16 protein-coding genes are annotated in these 19,835 nt (G+C 69.9%); 14 read left to right on the top strand and 2 right to left on the bottom strand.

What is annotated here, in order from left to right:
* The first annotated feature begins 196 nt into the window (after positions 1-196).
* The 8 genes from ssd to ABZ863_RS12160 all read left to right on the top strand — a co-directional run bounded on the left by ssd (position 197) and on the right by ABZ863_RS12160 (position 6,169).
* Positions 197-1,252, top strand: coding sequence for a septum site-determining protein Ssd (ssd, locus tag ABZ863_RS12195; protein ID WP_358534369.1), 1,056 nt, complete (start codon positions 197-199; stop codon positions 1,250-1,252).
* Between the two features lie 179 nt (positions 1,253-1,431).
* On the top strand, positions 1,432-2,637 hold the full coding sequence (locus tag ABZ863_RS12190; protein ID WP_358534367.1) for a TadA family conjugal transfer-associated ATPase: 1,206 nt from the start codon (positions 1,432-1,434) through the stop codon (positions 2,635-2,637).
* Positions 2,631-3,446 carry a type II secretion system F family protein gene (locus tag ABZ863_RS12185; protein WP_358534365.1) on the top strand — a complete coding sequence of 272 codons (816 nt, stop codon included), beginning with the start codon at positions 2,631-2,633 and terminating at the stop codon, positions 3,444-3,446. The genes ABZ863_RS12190 and ABZ863_RS12185 overlap by 7 nt, the downstream gene beginning before the upstream one ends.
* Positions 3,443-4,171: a type II secretion system F family protein gene (locus ABZ863_RS12180; RefSeq protein ID WP_358534363.1), complete on the top strand. Its 729-nt coding sequence runs from the start codon at positions 3,443-3,445 to the stop codon at positions 4,169-4,171. The genes ABZ863_RS12185 and ABZ863_RS12180 overlap by 4 nt, the downstream gene beginning before the upstream one ends.
* 67 nt (positions 4,172-4,238) lie before the next feature.
* Positions 4,239-4,427 (top strand): DUF4244 domain-containing protein, encoded by a 189-nt coding sequence (locus ABZ863_RS12175; protein WP_358534403.1) that lies wholly within the window; start codon positions 4,239-4,241, stop codon positions 4,425-4,427.
* Positions 4,427-4,807: a TadE family type IV pilus minor pilin gene (locus ABZ863_RS12170; RefSeq protein WP_358534361.1), complete on the top strand. Its 381-nt coding sequence runs from the start codon at positions 4,427-4,429 to the stop codon at positions 4,805-4,807. Before ABZ863_RS12175 ends, ABZ863_RS12170 begins: the two co-directional genes overlap by 1 nt.
* On the top strand, positions 4,788-5,189 hold the full coding sequence (locus ABZ863_RS12165; RefSeq protein WP_358534359.1) for an Rv3654c family TadE-like protein: 402 nt from the start codon (positions 4,788-4,790) through the stop codon (positions 5,187-5,189). The genes ABZ863_RS12170 and ABZ863_RS12165 overlap by 20 nt, the downstream gene beginning before the upstream one ends.
* A gap of 338 nt (positions 5,190-5,527) precedes the next feature.
* Positions 5,528-6,169, top strand: a complete 642-nt coding sequence (locus ABZ863_RS12160; protein WP_358534357.1) for a bifunctional DNA primase/polymerase — start codon at positions 5,528-5,530, stop codon at positions 6,167-6,169.
* On the opposite strand, the gene ABZ863_RS12155 is transcribed toward ABZ863_RS12160, so the two are convergent.
* The gene (locus tag ABZ863_RS12155; protein WP_358534355.1) at positions 6,133-8,541 is read right to left on the bottom strand and encodes a DEAD/DEAH box helicase; all 2,409 of its coding nucleotides are present in this window, start codon (positions 8,539-8,541) and stop codon (positions 6,133-6,135) included. The genes ABZ863_RS12160 and ABZ863_RS12155 overlap by 37 nt on opposite strands.
* A gap of 229 nt (positions 8,542-8,770) precedes the next feature.
* Between ABZ863_RS12155 and ABZ863_RS12150 the strand changes: the two genes are divergently transcribed.
* Positions 8,771-11,050 carry a sodium-translocating pyrophosphatase gene (locus ABZ863_RS12150; protein ID WP_358534353.1) on the top strand — a complete coding sequence of 760 codons (2,280 nt, stop codon included), beginning with the start codon at positions 8,771-8,773 and terminating at the stop codon, positions 11,048-11,050.
* Between the two features lie 227 nt (positions 11,051-11,277).
* Positions 11,278-11,907 carry a hypothetical protein gene (locus ABZ863_RS12145; RefSeq protein WP_358534351.1) on the top strand — a complete coding sequence of 210 codons (630 nt, stop codon included), beginning with the start codon at positions 11,278-11,280 and terminating at the stop codon, positions 11,905-11,907.
* 21 nt (positions 11,908-11,928) lie between these two features.
* On the opposite strand, the gene ABZ863_RS12140 is transcribed toward ABZ863_RS12145, so the two are convergent.
* Positions 11,929-12,843, bottom strand: coding sequence for a serine protease (locus ABZ863_RS12140; RefSeq protein WP_358534349.1), 915 nt, complete (start codon positions 12,841-12,843; stop codon positions 11,929-11,931).
* Positions 12,844-13,046: 203 nt separating this feature from the next.
* Here ABZ863_RS12140 and topA point away from each other — a divergent pair, with 203 nt between their 5' ends.
* The 4 genes from topA to ABZ863_RS12120 all read left to right on the top strand — a co-directional run bounded on the left by topA (position 13,047) and on the right by ABZ863_RS12120 (position 19,832).
* Entirely contained in the window at positions 13,047-15,830 is a 2,784-nt protein-coding gene (gene topA, locus ABZ863_RS12135) for a type I DNA topoisomerase (RefSeq protein WP_358534347.1), read from the top strand.
* Positions 15,831-15,927: 97 nt separating this feature from the next.
* Positions 15,928-16,443, top strand: coding sequence for a hypothetical protein (locus tag ABZ863_RS12130; RefSeq protein ID WP_358534345.1), 516 nt, complete (start codon positions 15,928-15,930; stop codon positions 16,441-16,443).
* Positions 16,444-16,557: 114 nt separating this feature from the next.
* On the top strand, positions 16,558-18,642 hold the full coding sequence (locus ABZ863_RS12125) for a dTMP kinase (RefSeq protein ID WP_358534343.1): 2,085 nt from the start codon (positions 16,558-16,560) through the stop codon (positions 18,640-18,642).
* On the top strand, positions 18,639-19,832 hold the full coding sequence (locus ABZ863_RS12120; RefSeq protein WP_358534341.1) for a DNA polymerase III subunit delta': 1,194 nt from the start codon (positions 18,639-18,641) through the stop codon (positions 19,830-19,832). The genes ABZ863_RS12125 and ABZ863_RS12120 overlap by 4 nt, the downstream gene beginning before the upstream one ends.
* The last annotated feature ends 3 nt before the right edge of the window (positions 19,833-19,835 follow it).

Here is a 19,835-nt window from a genome sequence, read left to right as displayed (position 1 = left end):
CCCGGGGCTGAACCTAGGTGGCCCCCGTCCCCTTTCGCTCTGGCGGGGGCCCGCCCTTACCGAGTTGTCCACAGCGGCCGCGTTGTCCACAGGCGGCGCGATTCCGCCTTGCTCGGCTGCCTGCACACACGTGACGGTTGGCGCGATCGCGATCGCCGTCCTGGGGGTAACCGTGCAGAGTGCCGACTGTCCACTTGTGATAACCGCCGATAACGCTGTGCTCGACGAGGTCCTGCGGCTCGCCGCGGCTGTGGGCTGTGCGACCGAGTGCATCAGCGACCTGGGCGCGGCGCGCACGCAATGGGCCAGCGCGCCGCTCGTCCTGATAGACGAAGCCGCGGCCGCGGCTGGTGTGGCCGACGGCCTGCCCCGACGGTCCAAAGTGCTGGTGGTCTGTGCGGGCACGCCGCCTGCGACGACGTGGCAGCACGCTTTCGCTGTCGGCGCAGAGGATGTCGTTGCCCTCCCCGAGGGCGAGTCGACACTGGTCGCGGCGTTCGCCGATGTCGTGGACGAACCGAGCAGGCAGCGCGGCCAGGTGCTCGCTGTCCTCGGCAGCCGCGGCGGCGCGGGGGCCTCCGTGCTGGCGGCCGGTGTCGGATTGACAGCGGCGAAAGCAGGCGAGGCAGTGCTGCTCGTCGACTGCGACCCACTCGGCGGAGGCATCGATCTGCTGCTCGGTACCGAACTCGCCGCGGGGTTGCGCTGGCCGGAGCTGCGGGTTCAGGCGGGCAGGGTGGCGATGTCGGCGTTGGATGCCGCCCTGCCTGCCCGGCGGTACGGCGACGGCGGACTCGCGGTGCTGTCGTGTGATCGGGATGGCCCAGGGCCGACCGCGGATGCGGCAGGCGCGGTGGTCGATGCGGGCAGGCGGGCGGGCCGGATGGTCGTCTGTGACCTGCCCCGGCAGCGGGGTCCCGTAGCCGATGCGGTGTTGCGCCGTGCCGATCTCGTCGTGGTCGTGGTGCCTGCCGAAGTGCGGGCCTGTGTTGCCGCGGCACGGGTCATCGCCGGGCTCGGCGACTGCCACGAACGCGTTCGGGTGGTCGTGCGTGGCCCTGCTCCTGGCGGGCTGGCGGTGGCAGACGTAGCCGACGCCGTGGGCGTGCCCGCGCTGGGCTGGGTGCGCTCCGAGCGCACGCTGCCGCGTGCCGTCGAGCGGGGCACGTTCGATCCGCGGCCGCGCGGCGCGCTGGGCGTGGCCTGTCGGACCGTACTCGACGCCATGGGTACCGGCTCGACTGTCCAGTAAGGACACTGCTCTCGGTGCCGCCCGCATTGTCCGGTCGGCACCGACATTATCTGGTGGCCCGCCGTGTGGGAGTGCGAGTTGTCCACAGCGGGCCAGTTGTCCACAGGTTCGCATTCTGCGTCTTGCCGACCAGCGGCCGGCTCGCGATCGTGGAGACACAGCCGATTTGGGGGTTCACGATGGAGACCACCACCGTCCAATCACGACGGTCAACGAGTGATGGAAAACAGCTCGTCGACAGGGTGCGCAGGCGGCTCGCCAGCGCCGGCTCCGGCACCGACCCGCACACCGTTGCGGACGCGGTCCGCGCGGAGACCGGTGGTGTGGCGGGGCATCTCGACATCCTCGATGCCCTTCGCCTGCTGCGTCACGAGTTCGTCGGTGCGGGGCCGTTGGAACCGCTGCTCGCCGATCCCGGAGTGTCCGATGTGCTCGTCACGGCGCCGGATGAGGTCTGGATCGACGGTGTGGAAGGCCTGCGCCGCACCGACGTGCGTTTCCCCGACGAGGACGCTGTTCGCCGTCTGGCGCAGCGGCTCGCGCTCGCCGCAGGACGCAGGCTCGACGACGCACAGCCGTTCGTGGACGGGTGGCTGCCCGGTAGCGGCCCGCACGGCAGGGTACGGCTGCATGCGGTTCTGCCGCCCATCGCGGCCGAAGGCACGTGCCTGTCCCTGCGCGTACTGCGTCCCGCGGTGCATGATCTGCGGGCGCTGCGACGGCTCGGCACCGTGGACGACGAGGGGCTCGCCCTGTTGCGGGCCATTGTCGCGACGCGGTTGGCCTTCCTCGTCAGCGGTGCAACGGGATCCGGCAAGAGCACGCTGCTCGCCGCTCTACTGGGTGAGGTCCCTGCGGCGGAACGGATCGTGTGCGTGGAAGACGCAGGCGAGCTGCAACCCGCTCATCCGCAGTTCGTCCGTCTGGTGGCCCGGCCGCCCAATGTCGAGGGCGCAGGCGAGGTGACCCTGCGCGAGCTGGTGCGCGAGGCGCTGCGCATGCGCCCGGACCGGCTCGTGGTCGGCGAGGTGCGGGGACAAGAAGTCTGTGAATTGTTGACAGCGTTGAACACGGGACATGATGGCGGTGCGGGCACGTTGCACGCGAACTCGCCGAGTGAGGTCCCGGCCCGGCTCGAGGCATTGGCCGCGCTCGGTGGGCTTTCGCGCGCCGCCCTGCACAGCCAGCTCGCCGCAGCGGTGCAGGTTGTTCTCCATATGCGCCGTGAACCACGAGGGAGCCGCATGCTCGCCGAGATCGGTGTGGTTCAACGCGATGGCGACGCGGTGCGAGTGGTTCCTGTGTGGCAGCCGAGTGGCTGGACGGCGAACAAGGAACTGCTATCCGGGCTCCTGGCGGAGAAAGGAGCCGATGTGCCGTGTTGATCTGTTCGTTCCTCAGCGGCGCGGCGGCGCTGCTCTGTTGGCCCCCGGAAACCGCGCGCCGACGGCTCACCGTACTGGCGTCGCCTGCCATCGCAGTACGTCGGCGCAGCCGGAGTTCGCCACAACGCCTTGCGCTGCTTGGTGTTCTGGCCGTCGGGCTGGTGGTGACACTGACACTGGGTGTGGCGGCAGGAGTGGCACTGGTGCTTCTGGCTGCGGCGGCCTGTTGGCACTGGCGGGCCCGCGGGCAGGCGCGGGAGCAGACCGCGGCGGCCTCGGCGCTGGCGGAAGCCGTGCGCACCATGGTCGCGGAGTTGCGCTCAGGTGCACATCCGGCCGCCGCGGCCGAGGTCGCTGCCATGGATGCCGACCCGCAGACCGCCGGGGTCCTCCGCACGATCGGGGCCGCGGCCCGCCTTGGTGGGGACCTCGATGCCGCGCTGCTGACCCAAGCGGCACCGGGTCCGGGGCGGGACGTGCTGGCGCAGCTCGCCCGCGCGTGGTCCCTGGCTCGCGATCACGGGCTCCCATTGGCCGGTGTGCTGGAGGCTGTCCACCGCGACATCGAGGCACAGGTACGGCTGGCGAACCAGGTGAGCGCACGGATGGCAGGCCCGCGGGCGAGTGCAGGCATTCTCGCGGTCCTGCCGATCGGCGGCATCGCGCTGGGGCAGGCCATGGGGGCTGATCCGTTGCGGGTGCTGGTGACGACCCTGCCAGGCCAGGTACTCGTCGTCATCGGTGCCGGGCTGATCCTGGCCGGTGTCTCGTGGAGCGCCGCGCTGACCGGCCGGGTGCTGGTGCGATGAGCACCCCGAGCGTGGTGGTCGGCCTCCTCGGGCTGTCGGTCCTGCTGGCGCCGCCACCCCCGGCGGCGCGGTTGCGTCATGTGCTGCCGGCCCAGCTCGAACAGCGGCGCAGGCTCACCGTGGCGGCGTTGTTGTGGTCATCCCGAACTCGGCCGTGGTGTGCCGGTGCGCTCGCCTGCCTCGTGCTGGCTGCCCTCGGGCTGCCGCTGCTCGCGGTGCCGGCCGGTGCGCTCGCCTGGTTCGCGACCCGGACTTGGCTTTCCCGCCGGAAGGCAGGCGCTGACGAGCCGCTGCGGCTGGCGGCCACCGGTGACCTGCTGGCCGCGTGCCTCACCGCGGGGCTGCCGGTACCGACGGCGGTCCGCGCGGTGGCGGACACGGCACCACAGGCTGCGGCAGCGGCCTTGCATGCGACGGCGGACCTGCTCGCGCTCGGCGCCGAACCGGCGCAGGCGTGGGAGCCCGCGCGGTGTTGCCCGGCGACTGCCGAGCTGGCACGGGCTGCGTACCGAACGGCGCGATCGGGCAGCGCGCTCGCTCAGGTCGCATTGGCGATGGCCGAGCGGGCCCGGTCGAACGTCGCGGACGTTGCCGAGGCACGTGCGCAGCGGGCGGGTGTCCTCATCACGGGACCGCTCGGCCTGTGCTTCCTGCCGGCCTTCCTGTGTCTGGGGGTGATCCCCGTCGTCATCGGTCTCGCCAGCCGGCTCACCGTCTTCGCCTGATCGACCACTCACGAACGAAGAGAAGGAAGGAACAACCACCATGCATGCGCTCCTGTCCAGAACACTCCTGCTCCACAGAGGACCGAAACCGCGTCACCTCACCGGCGCCGACGACGGTATGAGTACTGCCGAATACGCGATCGGCACCATCGCCGCCGCCGCATTCGCGGCGCTCCTGTACGCGGTGGTCACCGGTGACTCGATTGTCGCCGCGCTGACCTCGCTCGTGCAGCGCGCGATCTCCGTGGACTTCTGATGCTCCTTGGCGCCGACCGGGACCGTGGTGCGACCACTGTGGAGGGGGCGATTGGTCTCTGCGCACTCGTGCTGGTCTTCGGTCTCGTGCTGACCGGTGTCAGCGCCGTGACCGATCAGGTGCGCTGCACCGACGCCGCGACAGAGGCGGCCCGGTTACTCGCCCGCGGGCAACGACCACTGGCCGAGGAGGCTGTGCGAAGGCTCGGTCCGAAGGGCGCGACGGTCGACGTGCGCAGCGAAGGGAGCACCGTCGCCGTCGTGGTGAGCGCAGGCATGGCCGGAGGGCTGCTGCCAGGTATCTCGATCAAGGCCGCGGCCTACGCGGAGCTCGAGCCCGGCGCCCACCCGGTAGGCACTGATGCGGCGCCCTCCCGTTGAGCCCGACGCCGGGTCGGCAACCGTGTGGGCCGCAGGCGCGGTCATCGCGCTGCTGGGGCTCGCCGGCGTGCTGTGGCTGCTGGGTGGGGCGGTGGTGACCCGGCATCGGGCGGCGAGTGCAGCAGATCTCGCCGCGCTCGCCGCCGCGGGCAACGCCGACCACGGTACCGCCGCAGCGTGCGCCCGAGCTGACGAAGTCGTCGAGCGGATGGGTGCCCGGCTACGGGAGTGTCGTTTCGAACGGTGGGACGCACTCGTCATCGTCGAGGCGGCGGGGCCTGGGTTGCTGGCCAGGTTCGGGCCCGCCATCGCCCGGGCGCGGGCCGGACCGGTCGAGTCCGAACCGGCGAGCAGAGGAAGGAGTACTGAAAGGGCGCGCTGACTGACCGGTCGCACGGACCGGTCGGCGACGAGCAACGGTCGTTCCGGCGCGATGAGCGGTCGACAGCACGGTGATCGCAGCGGAACGGCAGGTGGCCACCGTTCGGCACAGCGTGGCTCGGGACAGGCCGGGTCGTGCGGCGAACGGACAGGGGACCGGCAGCTGAGGCCGATGATCGGCTCCACCGCTTCAGCCGCGCCGTTGTGCTGATGCTCACTCACCGTTCGTGAACCACCGGTTGTCGACCGGGCACTTCCAGTGAGCTGCAACTTGCCGTTTATTCAAATGCGACACCGCGGACGTGGCGGTGGAAGTTTCTGAGGAGGCTCGAGAAAGACATGTTGGACACGGATTGGCCGGAAACCTGGCGCGGTGCCTTCCGCATCGAGTTGCGTGCCGAGGCCATCGGCCTCGCGTGGCGCGGCTGGCCGGTGCTGCCGGGGACCTACCCCGGCGCCGGTGACGATGGGGCCGCGGGCTCCACCTGGACCAGGCCGGTGCCGGCGCACGACGACTGGCGGCAGCGGCTCGGCGCCCACCCGCAGCAGGTCGCCGCCTGGTGGACCGGCAGGCCGTACAGCCTGCTCGTCGCGACCGGGACCATGGTCGACGCGATCGAGGTCGACGACCAGCTCGGCCGTCGTGCCGCCACGCTGCTGCGTGCGACCGGCCACCCGGCGCCGATCATCGCGCTGCCGAACGGCCGCTGGTTGTTCCTCACGACGACGACAGACCGGTTGCCGTCCGTGCTCGCCGACAGCGACGACATCCGCTGGCACGGCGAGGGAAGCTACATTCCGCTGCCGCCGACCCCGTTCGAGCACGGTGTCGTGCACTGGCGGGTCAAGCCCGAGATCTGGGGCTGGCGACTCCCCGCCGCGAACGCCGTGCACGACGTGCTGGTGCGCGCGCTGGACGGCGAGACGACGGATCCGATCAGCGCTCAGCCGATCTTCGCCGCCGGATCCTCGGCGGCCTGATCGACCTCGTGACCGTGCCTGTCCTCGTGGTTCACCGCCCCGAGCACGATGTCCAGGACGGTCACCGCCCCCGCCTTGTCCAGCGGATCGTTGCCGTTCCCGCACTTAGGCGACTGAACGCAGGACGGGCACCCAGCCGGGCACTCGCAGGAGACGATCGCCTCCCGCGTCGCAGCCAGCCATGGGACCAACGCGGCAAAACCGCGGTCGGCGAATCCCGCACCCCCGGGATGACCATCGTGCACGAACACCGTCGCCTCCCCGGTGTCAGCGTGCAAAGCGGTGGAGACTCCGCCGATGTCCCAACGGTCACAGGTAGCGAACAGCGGTAGCAGGCCGATCGCCGCGTGCTCGGCGGCATGCAGGGCGCCGGGAAGGCGCGCCGGTTCCAGACCGGCGCCCCCCGGCGCCCTGTCGCGTTCGGCCCGGCCGCCGAGCAGCTCATCGGTGATCGTGTACCAGACCGCCCGGGTGCGCAGCACCTGTTCCGGCAGGTCGAGCGCGACGTGGTCGAGTACCTCTCCGGTCGGCAGACGACGCAGGTAGCCGACCACCTGTGAGGTCACCGCGACCTCGCCGAGGCACACCGTCACACCCCCATGCCGCTCCGTGCGGAGCGTTTCCAGCACCGCGATGTCGACGACCTCGCGGGCGGAGGTGTTCCATTCCGGGTCCTCTGCGTGCACGAGTGCGATCCCGGCCTCGAGGTCGAGCTCGTCGACCACGTACGACGAGCCCTGATGCAGGTACACCGCGCCCTGGTGCACCGTGCTGCACGCGGACCCGGGATCGACCGTTCCCAGCAGCCGTGAGGTGTCCGCCTCCACGACGGCGACCTGGTCGCCGCCCGAGCCGCGGATGTCGACGTCGTGCTGCGGCCGGTCACGCGACGTCCAGTACCAACCGCTGGGCCTTCGCCGCAACATCTTGTCCGCGACCAGCGCGTCCAGCACCTCGCGAGCCGCGGACCCTCCGAAGTCATCGAGTTCGGCGGCGGTCAGCGGCAGCTCCGCCGCGGCACATGCCAGCTGCGGTGCCAGCACATAGGGATTGGCCGGATCGAGCACCGCCGCCTCCACCGGGCGGTCCAGCAGTGCCTGCGGATGGTGCACCAGGTAGGTGTCGAGCGGGTCGTCACGCGCGACGAACACCACCAGCGCGCCCGCACCGGCGCGGCCCGCCCGGCCGGACTGCTGCCAGAACGAGGCCAGCGTGCCCGGATAGCCGGCGAGCACAACCGCGTCGAGGCCGGCGATGTCGACACCGAGCTCCAGCGCGTTCGTGGTGGCCACGCCCAGCAACTTCCCGGTCAGCAGGGCCTTCTCCAGCGCCCGCCGCTCCTCGGGCAGGAACCCTGCGCGGTAGGCGGCCACCGCATCACCGAGCTCCGGGTCCACCTCGCGGAGAATGCGTTTCGCGCCGAGCGCCGTCAGCTCGGCACCCCGCCGGGAACGTACGAACGCCAGGCTGCGTGCGCCCTCGATGACCAGCTCGGCGAGGATTCGCGCGGCCTCGGCCCCAGCGGAGCGCCGCACCGGGGCGCCGTTCTCGCCGGCGAGCTCCTCCAGCAACGGCGGCTCCCACAGCGCCACGGTGCGGGCACCTCGCGGCGAGGCGTCCGCCGCGACGGCTGTGCATTCCCGGCCCGTCAGGCGTGAGGCGAACCAGGCCGGCTCGGCGGTCGTGGCCGAGGCCAGCACGAAGACCGGGTCCGCGCCGTAGTGCCTGGCGACCCTGCGCAACCGGCGCAGCAGCAAAGCGACGTGCGAACCGAACACGCCGCGGTAGCTGTGGCACTCGTCGACGACGACGTAGCTGAGCCTGCGGAAGAACCGTGCCCAGCGGGCGTGTGCCGACAGCACACCCCGGTGCAGCATGTCGGGATTGGTGAACACCCAGCGCGCATGGTCACGTACCCAGTCGCGCTCGTGCAGTGGTGTGTCGCCGTCGTAGGAGGCCGCCCGCACCCCGTCGAGATCCACAGCGGACACCGCGCGCAACTGGTCAGCGCCGAGCGCCTTGGTGGGCGCCAGGTACAAGGCGGTGGCCTTCGGATCGGTCGTCAACCGGGACAGTACCGGCAGCTGATACACCAGCGACTTGCCCGATGCGGTGCCGGTGGCGACCACGACGTCGCGGCCGGACCACGCCAGCTCTGCGGCCTCGGCCTGATGTGTCCACGGACGTGCGATGCCGCCGGCCCGCAACGCCGCGACGACCGGCTCGGGCGCCCACTTCGGCCACGGCGCGAAGCGGGCATGGCGAGCGGGTAGGTCCGCCACGTGCGTGACCGGGTTCCGTTCCTCCGGGATCCCCGCGATCGCCCGCTGCAACAGGCGTCTCGCTCCCTGGAGATCTGGCGAATCGCTCATCCGTTCGAGCATGACACACCCGATACCGGACCTGGTTCGGCGGTACGGTGAGCGGATTCACACGGATACGCACCGTATGCGACTCAGGACGCCTTGCCGGTGCCTCGGCTACTACCAATAGACTCCGGCCAAACCACACCTTTAGTGGTGTAGATCCCATGTCAGCGTCGACACACAGTGGGTAGCCTCTCGCCGGCGCTGGCACCAGGCGAAGTCTCCAGGAGGACGAATGTCCCGGCAATTCCTCGCGGAGGGCGGTCCCACGCTCTCCGGAGGTGACTACGGCATCGTGGCCGTGGTCGCCGTGGTCGCCCTTGCTGCGCTCGTCATTGGCTACTTCCTGCTGAGGGAGGTCCTGGCCGCGGGCCAGGGCACCCAGAAGATGCAGGAGATCGCCAAGGCGGTGCAGGAAGGCGCGGCTGCCTACCTCAAGCGGCAGCGGAACACGCTCGCGGTCTTCGGCGTGATCGTGTTCCTGCTGTTGTTCGCGCTGCCAGCCGAGAACTGGAACGAACGGATAGGACGCTCGCTGTTCTTCCTCCTCGGCGCGGTGTTCTCGTTCTCGATCGGCTACCTCGGGATGTGGCTGGCGACGAGGGCGAACGTCCGCGTGGCAGCTGCGGCACGGGAGTCGGGCGGCCGGGAGAAGGCCATGCGGATCGCGTTCCGCACCGGTGGCGTCGTCGGCATGTTCACGGTCGGGCTCGGCCTGTTCGGCGCCTCCGTCGTGGTTCTGGTCTACGCGGGCCAGGCACCGAAGGTGCTGGAAGGCTTCGGTTTCGGCGCCGCGCTGATCGCGATGTTCATGCGTGTCGGTGGCGGCATCTTCACGAAGGCCGCCGATGTCGGTGCCGACCTGGTCGGCAAGGTCGAGCAGAACATTCCCGAGGACGATCCCCGCAACGCGGCCACGATCGCCGACAACGTCGGCGACAACGTCGGTGACTGCGCAGGCATGGCGGCCGACCTGTTCGAGTCCTACGCGGTGATGCTGGTCGCCGCGCTCATCCTCGGCAGCGCGGCTTTCGGGGCGGCAGGCTACGGCCTCGTGTTCCCGCTGATCATCCCGGCGATCGGTGTCATCACCGCCGTGATCGGCATCTACATCACCAGGGCAAGGGCCGGTGAGAGCGGGCTGACCACGATCAACCGCTCCTTCTACATCTCCGCGGCGATCTCGGCGGTACTGTCCGCCGTCGCCGCGTTCGTGTTCCTGCCCAGCTCGTTCGCCGAAGGCAGCGGCAGCCCGGCTCTCATCGCGACCGTGTCGGTGATCATCGGTATCGCGCTCGCCGGCGTGATCCTGTGGCTGACCGGCTACTACACCGGCACCGAGCACGGCCCGGTCAAGGACGTCGGCAAGACGTCCGAGACGGGTGCCGCGACGGTCATCCTGTCCGGCATCTCGGTCGGTTTCGAGTCGGCGGTGTTCACGGCGCTGACGATCGGCGCCGCGGTGTTCGGCGCCTACCTGCTCGGCGGCGCTTTGGCGCTCTTCGCGGTGGCAATGGCCGGTACCGGCCTGCTCACCACGGTCGGCGTCATCGTCGCGATGGACACCTTCGGGCCGGTATCGGACAACGCGCAGGGCATCGCCGAAATGTCCGGTGACCTCGAGGAAGGCGAGGGCGTGCAGATCCTCACCGAGCTCGACGCCGTCGGCAACACCACCAAGGCGATCACCAAGGGCATCGCGATCTCGACCGCGGTGCTCGCCGCGACGGCGCTGTTCGGTTCCTACTCCGAGGCCATCGCGACCGCTGTGCGCGGGATGGGTACGGCGGTGGGCACCATTCCGAACTCGTTCATCGACAGCATCATCGTGCCGAACACGCTCGTCGGCGTGGTGATCGGTGCGGCGGTCGTGTTCCTGTTCTCCGGGCTGGCCGTCAACGCGGTGTCGCGTGCCGCGGGCGCCGTGGTCTACGAGGTGCGGCGGCAGTTCCGCGACATCCCGGGAATCATGGAGGGCACCACCCGCCCCGAGTACGGCAGGGTGGTCGACATCGTGACCCGCGACTCGCTGCGCGAGCTCGCCACACCGGGTCTGCTCGCGGTGTTCGCGCCGATCGCGGTGGGCTTCGGCCTCGGCACCGGCGCGCTGGCGGGGTACCTCGGCGGCGCGATCGCGACCGGCACGCTGATGGCGGTGTTCCTCGCCAACTCCGGTGGTGCCTGGGACAACGCCAAGAAGCTGGTCGAGGACGGCCACCACGGCGGGAAGAACTCGGATGCGCACGCGGCGACGGTCATCGGCGACACGGTCGGCGATCCGTTCAAGGACACCGCGGGCCCGGCGATCAACCCCCTGCTCAAGGTGATGAACCTGGTGTCCCTGCTGATCGCGCCCGCGGTCGTGCAGTTCACCGTCGGCCCGGACGCCTCGGTCGGTATCCGGATCGCCATCGCGCTCATCGCGGTGCTGATCATCGTGGCAGCGATCGTGGTGTCGAAGCGCCGCGGCACGGCCATCGCGGAGACACCCGCCCAGCAGGTGACCAAGGCGTAGGTTTTTCACAACCGGCCATGCCGGGGCTGTGTGCCCGCGACTCGCGGAGAAGACCGCCCTGGCCAGCCCGTCTACCGGTCCCGGAGCGCACCACGCGCTCCGGGACCGCCTCGTGTCTGGACCAGTCGATGATCATCCGCAGCGTTGCGGTCGCTTGCGGGCCGCGCGGCGACCGGTACCTTCGAGGTGCTGTTCTCTAAGGGCACTCTGCGTCAGGAGGTGTGGGCGTGCGGCCGCGGATGACCGTTCTCGCCGCAGTTGTGACGGCCTTCGGGCTGGGACTGGCGGGATGTGGTCAGCAGTCGAGAGCCCCGCAGAGCGCCGAGCAGACACCACAGCCACCTGGCCCAGCGGTGTCGGAGCAGCAGCTCCAGCGCACGGACGCCATCGCCGCCTGGGCGAGCGGGTACTGCGGTGCCGTCTCCGAGCTGGTGCGCTCCTTCTCCACCATGCCCAGCATCGACCCCAGCACGCCGCAGCGGGCCACGCGCACGTCGAGTGAGCTGCTGGGGGTCATGATCGGCGGGATCGACCGCACGCTCGACGAGCTCGACCGGCTCGGCCGCGCACCGATGGCCGACGCGGAGGATCTGAAGGCGAGGGCGGTGGCGACCTACACCGACATTCGTGACCGGGCTATCGGTGCCAAGGAGCTGCTGGACACGGCGACCACCCCGGAGGCGAGCACCGCTGCCATCGGTTCGGTGCGCGCACCGCTGGAAGACCTCGGCAGGCTCAACCTGCTCGACGGATTCGACGCCCAGCCGGAACTGCAGGAGGCGAGCCTGCGGGCGCCGGAGTGCCGGCAGCTCACCGACAGCGGCGGGACGCCGCGCTTCGACGGCGGCCCGCCCTAACCGGCACCGAACCGGCAGCGTTCAGAGCTGGTCCTGCGCGAGTCCCCCGCTCAGACCCGCGAGTCCCCCGCTCAGACCCGCGAGTCCCCCGCCCAGGCCCGCGAGTTCCCCGCCCAGGCGCGCGAGTTGCCCGCCAGGGCCCTCGAAATCCCCGGCGCCGCTCAGGTACGCGGCCAGCAGGTGGGTCTGCTGGCCGTAGCCGATGCCCTTGCGCACGGTGACCTGGCCGCTCTCGTCGACCTCGCACGGGTTGTTCATCGTGCAGTGCTGCCCGCTCTCGTTGCCGGTGTTGTTCACGCCGACGACCTTCCCGGTGGTCACGTCGATGATGGGCGAGCCCGACGTGCCACCGATGGTCTGGCACTCGGGTGTGTACCGGATCGAGTCCTGCCACACGTAGCTGCCTTCGTGCAGCTCAGCAGCGAAACCGTCGATCGAGCATCGGTAGGTCCACTTCCAGTAGCCAGAGGCCACGGCGATGCTGGTGCCCGCGCGTGGCCGATCCACCGCGAGCTCCAGCGCCGTGACGCCGTACGCCCGTTCGATGTCGGTGTAGCGCGCGCTGAGCTGGTACAACGCGGCATCCGTTCCGGTCATCGTGGCGTAGACCAGCCTGCTCGCCCGCACTGTGCCGAGCTCCCGTCCGTCGCCGCCGAGCACCGTGAACGTGCGCTGTGTGGGCTCGTCGACGATTACCTCTCCCGGCTCGGGGAAGCCTTCCTCGAGACAGTGCCCGTTGGTCAGTACGAGTGCCGGGGCGCTCGCCGGCAGGCCGGCGAGGGTGACCAGCGAGCCGGAACAGTTCGATAGTGCGACGGTGCCGCTCAGGTCCACGGTCGTGGCGTGCGCCGGCGGTGCGCCGATGGCCATCACCACCAGCAGCGCGACGAGCAGAACACGGAACGGACGCCAGTACATCGAAACGGTCCTTTCCACAGCAATAGTTCATACGGAGCGTATCCAGATGACTACGGAGGGACGGAACGGTGTGAGGTCCGTGTCACGTGTGGGGTGTGGGATGGAAACATCGTCCGAGGACACGGCGATGCGCTTGACACACGAATTGCGGCGTGTTGAGCCACCTGAGCGGACGCCGGTGCCCTACAGCGTGCACACTGGCGGGTCGAACAGGTGAGTCAATGAGCGGAGAGCGGGACAGCGTGGCTGGATCGACACGGACCAAGAAGAACGGCGCGGCGAGCGGCGGCAGGCGGCGGCTGGTTATCGTCGAATCGCCCACCAAGGCTCGCAAGATTGCGCCGTATCTTGGCCGTGACTACGTCGTCGAGTCCTCCCGTGGGCACATTCGCGACCTGCCCCGGGGCGCCGCCGACGTACCGGCCAAGTACAAGGGCCAGCCGTGGGCCCGCCTCGGGGTGGACGTCGACAACGACTTCGAGCCGCTCTACGTCGTCTCACCCGACAAGAAGGCCACGGTCACCGAGCTGAAGAGCCTGCTCAAGGACGTCGACGAGCTCTACCTCGCCACCGACCCCGACCGCGAGGGCGAGGCCATCGCCTGGCACCTGCTGGAGGCGCTCAAGCCGAAGGTGCCGGTGCGCCGGATGGTGTTCCACGAGGTGACCGAGCAGGCGATCCGTTCCGCCGCCGAGAGCACCCGGGAGCTGGACTCCGACCTGGTCGACGCGCAGGAGACGCGGCGCATCCTCGACCGGCTCTACGGCTACGAGGTCTCCCCGGTTCTGTGGAAGAAGGTCATGCCGAAGCTGTCGGCTGGCCGTGTGCAGTCGGTGGCGACCCGGATCATCGTGGAACGCGAGCGGGAGCGGATGCGCTTCACCTCGGCGTCCTACTGGGACATCGCGGCCACCATGGACGCCGGTGCCGAGGCTTCGCCCCGCACCTTCCCCGCCCGGCTGACCGCGGTGGACGGCGCCCGGCTCGCGACCGGTCGTGACTTCGGCTCTGACGGGCAGCTCAAGGCGTCCGCCCGCGATGTCAGGACGCTGGACGAGGCCGAGGCGACGCGGCTGGCGCAGTCGCTGCAGAACCGCGACTTCCGCGTCACCAGCGTCGAGGAGAAGCCCTACACGCGGCGCCCTTACGCGCCGTTCATGACCTCCACCCTGCAGCAGGAGGCGGGCCGCAAGCTGCGGTTCTCGTCAGAGCGCACGATGCGGATCGCGCAGCGGCTCTACGAGAACGGCTACATCACCTACATGCGTACCGACTCCACGACACTGTCGGAGACGGCGCTGACCGCGGCCCGCAACCAGGCCACCAGCCTCTACGGCGCCGAGTACGTCGCGCCGAGCCCGCGCCAGTACACCCGCAAGGTGAAGAACGCGCAGGAGGCACACGAGGCGATCCGGCCCGCCGGCGAGGTGTTCCGGACACCGGGCCAGGTCGCGGGTGAGCTGGAGACCGACGAGTTCCGGCTCTACGAGCTGATCTGGCAGCGGACCATCGCTTCGCAGATGGCCGACGCCAAGGGCACCACCATGTCGGTGCGGATCACCGGCACGGCGGCCGGCGGGGGAGAGGAATGCGTGTTCTCGGCATCCGGCCGCACGATCACCTTCGCCGGGTTCCTCAAGGCCTACGTCGAGGCGGTGGACACGGAAGCGGGCGGGGAGGCCGACGACAAGCAGAGCAGGCTCCCACAGCTGACCAGGGACCAGGCGCTGACGGCGACCGAGCTGTCGCCGGACGGACACTCCACCTCGCCGCCGCCGCGCTACAGCGAGCCGAGCCTGGTGAGCAAGCTCGAGGAGCTGGGCATCGGCAGGCCGTCGACCTATGCCTCGATCATCAAGACCATCCAGGACCGCGGCTACGTGTGGAAGAAGGGTTCCGCGCTGGTGCCCTCCTGGGTCGCGTTCTCGGTCGTCGGGCTGCTGGAACAGCACTTCGAGCGGCTGGTGGACTACGACTTCACCGCCGCGATGGAGGATGAGCTCGACAAGATCGCCGCCGGCGACGAGCAGCGCACCAGGTGGCTGTCGCGGTTCTACTTCGGCGGCGAGATGGGCGTCGACGGCTCGATCGGGCGCCTCGGCGGGCTGAAGAAGCTCGTGGGCTCCGGTGTCGAGGACATCGACGCGCGTGAGATCAACTCGATCCCGCTGTTCACCGACCGCGAGGACCACCCGATCGTCGTACGTGTCGGCCGCTACGGCCCCTACCTCGAGCGGGGGGCCGACGGCGAGTCGCAGCGGGCGAACCTGCCGGAGGACCTGCCGCCGGACGAGCTGACACTGGAGATCGCCGAGAAGCTCTTCGCGACGCCGCAGGAAGGGCGGGTGCTCGGCCCCGACCCGGTCAGCGGCAACGAGATCGTCGCCAAGGAGGGGCGCTTCGGGCCGTACGTCACGGAGGTGCTCCCGGAGCCGGAGGAGCCAGCCGACGGTAAGAAGGCCACCAAAGCGAAGAAGGCCAAGCCGCGCACCGCATCGCTGTTCAAGTCGATGTCCATTGCGGACATCACGCTCGACGACGCACTGAAGCTGCTGTCGCTGCCACGGGTGGTCGGCAACGACCCGGCTGGCGGCGAGGAGATCACCGCGCAGAACGGCCGCTACGGCCCGTACCTGAAGAAGGGCACCGACTCGCGGTCGCTTGCCTCGGAGGAGCAGATCTTCGACATCACCCTCGACGAGGCGCTGAAGATCTATGCCGAGCCGAAGCGCCGGGGGCGGCAGGCCGCCGCGAAGCCGCCGCTCAAGGAGCTGGGCCCGGATCCCGTTTCGGGCAAGCCGATGATCGTCAAGGACGGCCGGTTCGGGCCGTATGTCACTGACGGTGAGTACAATGCGTCGCTGCGCAAGTCGGACAGCGTCGAGGAGCTCACCGACGAACGGGCTGCCGAACTGCTGGCCGAGAAGCGGGCGAAGGGGCCTGCGCCTAAGAAGAAGGCGCCGGCTCGGAAGAAGGCGACCACGGCGGCGAAGGCCAAGTCGTGACGGTGGGTCACCGCTAGAGCGCCCCCGTTGGTGGATGCGCTGCGTGACCGGATCGATACCCTGGACAACAGGATTGAGAACCGGTGAAGGAGGACGCGTGGCCAACGGGGACGGTACCCAGGCGCCCGAACCGTCGCAGACCTTCGGTGATCCGCTTTCCGGACTCGTGACCAGCGGTCAACCGGATTTCCCCAGCGCGCCCGAGAGGTACGACTTCGGTGCCGTAGAGATCGCGAAGCCGGTCGAGGCGGACCCCGACATGGTGCGGGGGATGGTCGACGCCGCGCTGGGCGGCGACGAGCGGCAACCCGACGCGCCGGCGCAGGCCGATCCCAGCGCGGAGCCAGCCGTCCCGGCCGCACGGGAACCGGAGCCGGACGGGGCGGAGGTACCGGCGCAGCGCGGTTGGACCGCTCCTGCGCGGCTGCTGCCGCAGATGCTCAGGCGCCGGAGCACACCGCGTGAGCCACAGCCAGAGCAGCAGCTCCTGCGCAAGCCGACCAGGGGTTCGGCCGGCGTGATCGTCGCACTGGTGCTGATGGCGGTGTTCGGGATTGTCGCCATTCAATTCGTCACGAGTTTCATCGAAAGCATTACCGGCCTATTCGACTGAGTTTGATCAGCAATTCGTGCTCAGCTCATAACAGTGGGTGTTTTCGCCGGTGCCTCAGCGCACGCACAGTGATGCGGGCTACCCTGGCCTGACATCACTGCCGGGTGTTATGGGGTGGGGTACATCAGCGAGGCAGCCCAGGGGACCGCCGGAGCCGACGCCACGGCATCGGCGCGAAGAGAGGCGTCCACGGTCAACAGAGCGCGCCGGGTCCTTGCGATCCGGCCGTTTCGCAGGCTGTGGGGCGTCACCTATCTCTGTAGCGTCGCCGACTGGCTGTCGCTGCTCGCGCTGACGGGCCTGGTCACCAAGTTCACCGACAACTACATGGCCCAGAACTTCGCGTTCGTGGGTGTCGTGCTGACCAACCTGCTGCCCGGCCTGCTGTTCGCGCCGCTCGGCGGGCTGCTCGCCGACCGGTTCGACCGCCGCAAGGTGATGATCGTCGCCGACCTGCTGCGGTTCGGTCTGCTGCTTTCGATCGTGATCGTCGGCTCGCCGATCTGGCTGTTCATCGCCAACTTCCTGGTCGGCTCCGCCGCGATGATGTGGATCCCGTCCAAGGACGCCGCCGTGCCGAACCTGCTGCGCAGGCCGGACCAGGTGGAGACGGCCAACCAGCTCGGCATGGTGATGACCTACGGCCTTGCGGTGGTGACGGGCGCGGGCCTGTACTCGATCCTCACGGGTATCCAGACGGCGTTCAGCCTGCCTCCGGACGTGCTGGGCAGGTGGGGTATCGCCAACGCTGTCGTGATCATCAACAGCCTGCTCTACCTTGCCAGCGCCATCCTGGTGGCGACCCGGATCCCGGAGCTGTCGCTGCGCAACGTGCACCCGGTGCCCGCGGCAGGCGCGGTGCCGAAGACCGCGGCGGACGAGGAGCCGGGCGGCCTCCGGGCGATGTTCCGAGATGGCCTGCGTTTCATCCGCACAACGCCACTCGTGCGGGGCCTGCTGATCGGCATGATGGGGGCGTTCGCCGCCGGCGGTGCTGTGGTCGGTGCCGCCAAGCCGTACTCGTCGAGTCTCGGCGGTGGTGACTCGTCGTTCGGTCTGCTGTTCGTCGCGGTGTTCGTCGGGGCCGCCGTTGGGCTGGCGATGGTGCCGAAGCTCGCGCGGCGCCTGCCGCACGACCGGTTGTTCGGCATCGGGATCGTGCTAGCGGGGCTCGCGCTGATCATCGTGGCCCTCTCACCGCACCTTTCGGTGTCGCTGGTGGCCGTGGCTGTGGTGGGTGCCTGCGCAGGCGCGGCGTTCCTCACCGGCGTGACGATCATCGGCTCGCAGGTCGACGATTCCATCCGCGGCCGCATCAACGCTATCTACCAGTCGTTGATGAAGATCATCATCTTTGGGTCGACCACGGCGGTTTCGGCGCTCATCGGTGTCGTGCAGCCGCGGCACATAACGGTGTTCGGCAACGTGCTCACCATCGACGGCACGCGGCCGGTGCTGCTGGGCGGTGGCCTGCTCGCGGCGCTCGTCGGGATCATCGCGTACCGGCAGATGGACTCTCGCCGTACCGAGCCGATACTCGCCGATCTGCGGAACGTGATCCGGCGCAAACCGCGTAGGGTGAACGGCCTGCTCATCGCGGTCGAGGGCACGACGGCGACCGACACGGCGACGCAGGCGACCAAGCTGGCCGGGTGGCTTTCCGGGGGCCCGCGCAAGGTCGTGCTCGCCGCGGACCCGGCACTCGACAACCAGCGCCTTGCCACCCTGGTCTCGGGTGCGTCGCTGTCCGGTGCGCGTGCGCAGGCACTGGCCGCCGCGGCCGTCCGGGCCGACATCGTCGAGCGCGACGTGCAGCCGGCGCTCGACTCGGGTGCCATCGTGGTGATGGAGCGGTTCGTCGACTCCCCGCTGGCGCACCTGTCCGCGGTGGCCGGGCTGGATGCCGCAGAGCTCGAAGGCCTCGCCGACTGGGCAACCGGCCGGCTGAGGCCCGACATCACGGTGCTGCTCGACGCGGATCCCGGGGCGGATGCCGAGGCGGCCGACTCGGCGCAGCACCATTGGCGTGTGCAGCAACTGCTCACCGAGATGGCGTCCGCCGATCCGGACCGCTACGTGGTCGTGGAGGCCGATGGCACCGAGGACGACGTCGCCGAGCGCGTACGTACGGCCGTGCAGGCCACGCTCGTGGGGCAGGCATCCGGGCTCGCGCCTGCGGTGGTGGAGGCGTCGTCGTGACCGGAGCTGTGTGGTCGCAGCTGGTCGGCCAGGAACCGGCCATCGAGGTGCTGTCCGTGGCAGCAGCGTCGGCGGCAGCGCTGGTGTCCGGGGAGTCCACCGATGCGGGAGCGATGACGCATGCGTGGTTGTTCACCGGCCCGCCCGGTTCGGGCCGATCGGTGGCCGCACGCACCTTCGCCGCCGCGCTGGAATGCAACCTCGGCCTCGGCTGCGGTGAATGCACCGGCTGCCGGACCACGCTGGCTGGGACGCACGCCGATGTCCGGCTCGTGGTGCCGGAAGGGCTGTCGATCTCGGTCGCCGAGATGCGGGCCCTCGTCCAGGCCGCCGCGCGCAGGCCCACGACCGGCCGCTGGCAGGTCGTGATCATCGAAGACGCCGACCGGCTCACCGAGGGCGCCGCCAACGCTCTGCTCAAGGCGGTGGAGGAGCCGCCAGAGCGCACGGTCTTCCTGCTCTGCGCGCCGTCGGACCACCCCGAGGACGTCTCCGTCACGATCCGCTCGCGCTGCCGGCGCATCACGCTGCGCACACCGCCGGCCGAAGCGATTGCCCAGGTGCTCGTCGAGCGGGACGGCGTTGAAGAGCAGATGGCGCAGTGGGCCGCGTCGGTATGCGGCGGGCACGTCGGCAGGGCGCGCAGGCTGGCCACCGATGAAAGCGCGCGCAGGCGCCGCGACGCGGTACTGCGCATTCCGCTGGGGCTTCGCAGGCCCGCGGACGTGTTCGCCTGCGCCGACGAGCTGATCAAGGCAGCCGAGGACGACGCGACCGAGGAGAGCAAGGCGCGTGACGAGGTCGAGCAGGACGCGCTGCGCACGGCCATGGGATCCGGCGGCACGGGCAAGGGCGTCGCAGCGGCGAAGCGGGCCGCCGATGCCGCGGTGCGGCAGCTGGAGAAGAGGCAGAAGTCGCGTGCGACGCGCACCCAACGGGACACCCTCGACCTGGCACTGGTCGACCTCGCCGGTTTCTACCGCGATGTGCTCGTGACCGCGAGCAGCGCAGGCGCGGCGCTCAACCACCCCGACCACGCCGAGCACAGTGCCGCCGCCGCGGCGCAGTGGACCCCGGCGTCGGCACTGCGCCGTCTCGAAGCCGTGCTGGCCTGCCGCGAGGCGATCGACTTGAACGTCAAGCCGCGTATTGCCGTGGAGGCCATGGTCATCACCCTGCGCGAGGGCTGACCC

Source organism: Saccharomonospora sp. NPDC046836, from assembly GCF_040645195.1.
Taxonomy (GTDB): domain Bacteria; phylum Actinomycetota; class Actinomycetes; order Mycobacteriales; family Pseudonocardiaceae; genus Prauserella_A.
The sequence above is the reverse complement of the archived record's forward strand: the minus strand, read 5'-3'. Positions and strand labels throughout refer to the sequence as shown.

What these genes read in the sequence shown, in the direction of transcription:
- topA (WP_358534347.1), top strand. Translation starts at nt 13,047, where the DNA reads ATGAGCGGAGAGCGGGACAGCGTGGCTGGATCGACACGGACCAAGAAG.
- ABZ863_RS12170 (WP_358534361.1), top strand. Translation starts at nt 4,427, where the DNA reads ATGCTCCTTGGCGCCGACCGGGACCGTGGTGCGACCACTGTGGAGGGG.
- ABZ863_RS12180 (WP_358534363.1), top strand. Translation starts at nt 3,443, where the DNA reads ATGAGCACCCCGAGCGTGGTGGTCGGCCTCCTCGGGCTGTCGGTCCTG.
- ABZ863_RS12155 (WP_358534355.1), bottom strand. Translation starts at nt 8,541, where the DNA reads ATGAGCGATTCGCCAGATCTCCAGGGAGCGAGACGCCTGTTGCAGCGG.
- ABZ863_RS12190 (WP_358534367.1), top strand. Translation starts at nt 1,432, where the DNA reads ATGGAGACCACCACCGTCCAATCACGACGGTCAACGAGTGATGGAAAA.
- ABZ863_RS12165 (WP_358534359.1), top strand. Translation starts at nt 4,788, where the DNA reads ATGCGGCGCCCTCCCGTTGAGCCCGACGCCGGGTCGGCAACCGTGTGG.
- ABZ863_RS12160 (WP_358534357.1), top strand. Translation starts at nt 5,528, where the DNA reads ATGTTGGACACGGATTGGCCGGAAACCTGGCGCGGTGCCTTCCGCATC.
- ABZ863_RS12150 (WP_358534353.1), top strand. Translation starts at nt 8,771, where the DNA reads ATGTCCCGGCAATTCCTCGCGGAGGGCGGTCCCACGCTCTCCGGAGGT.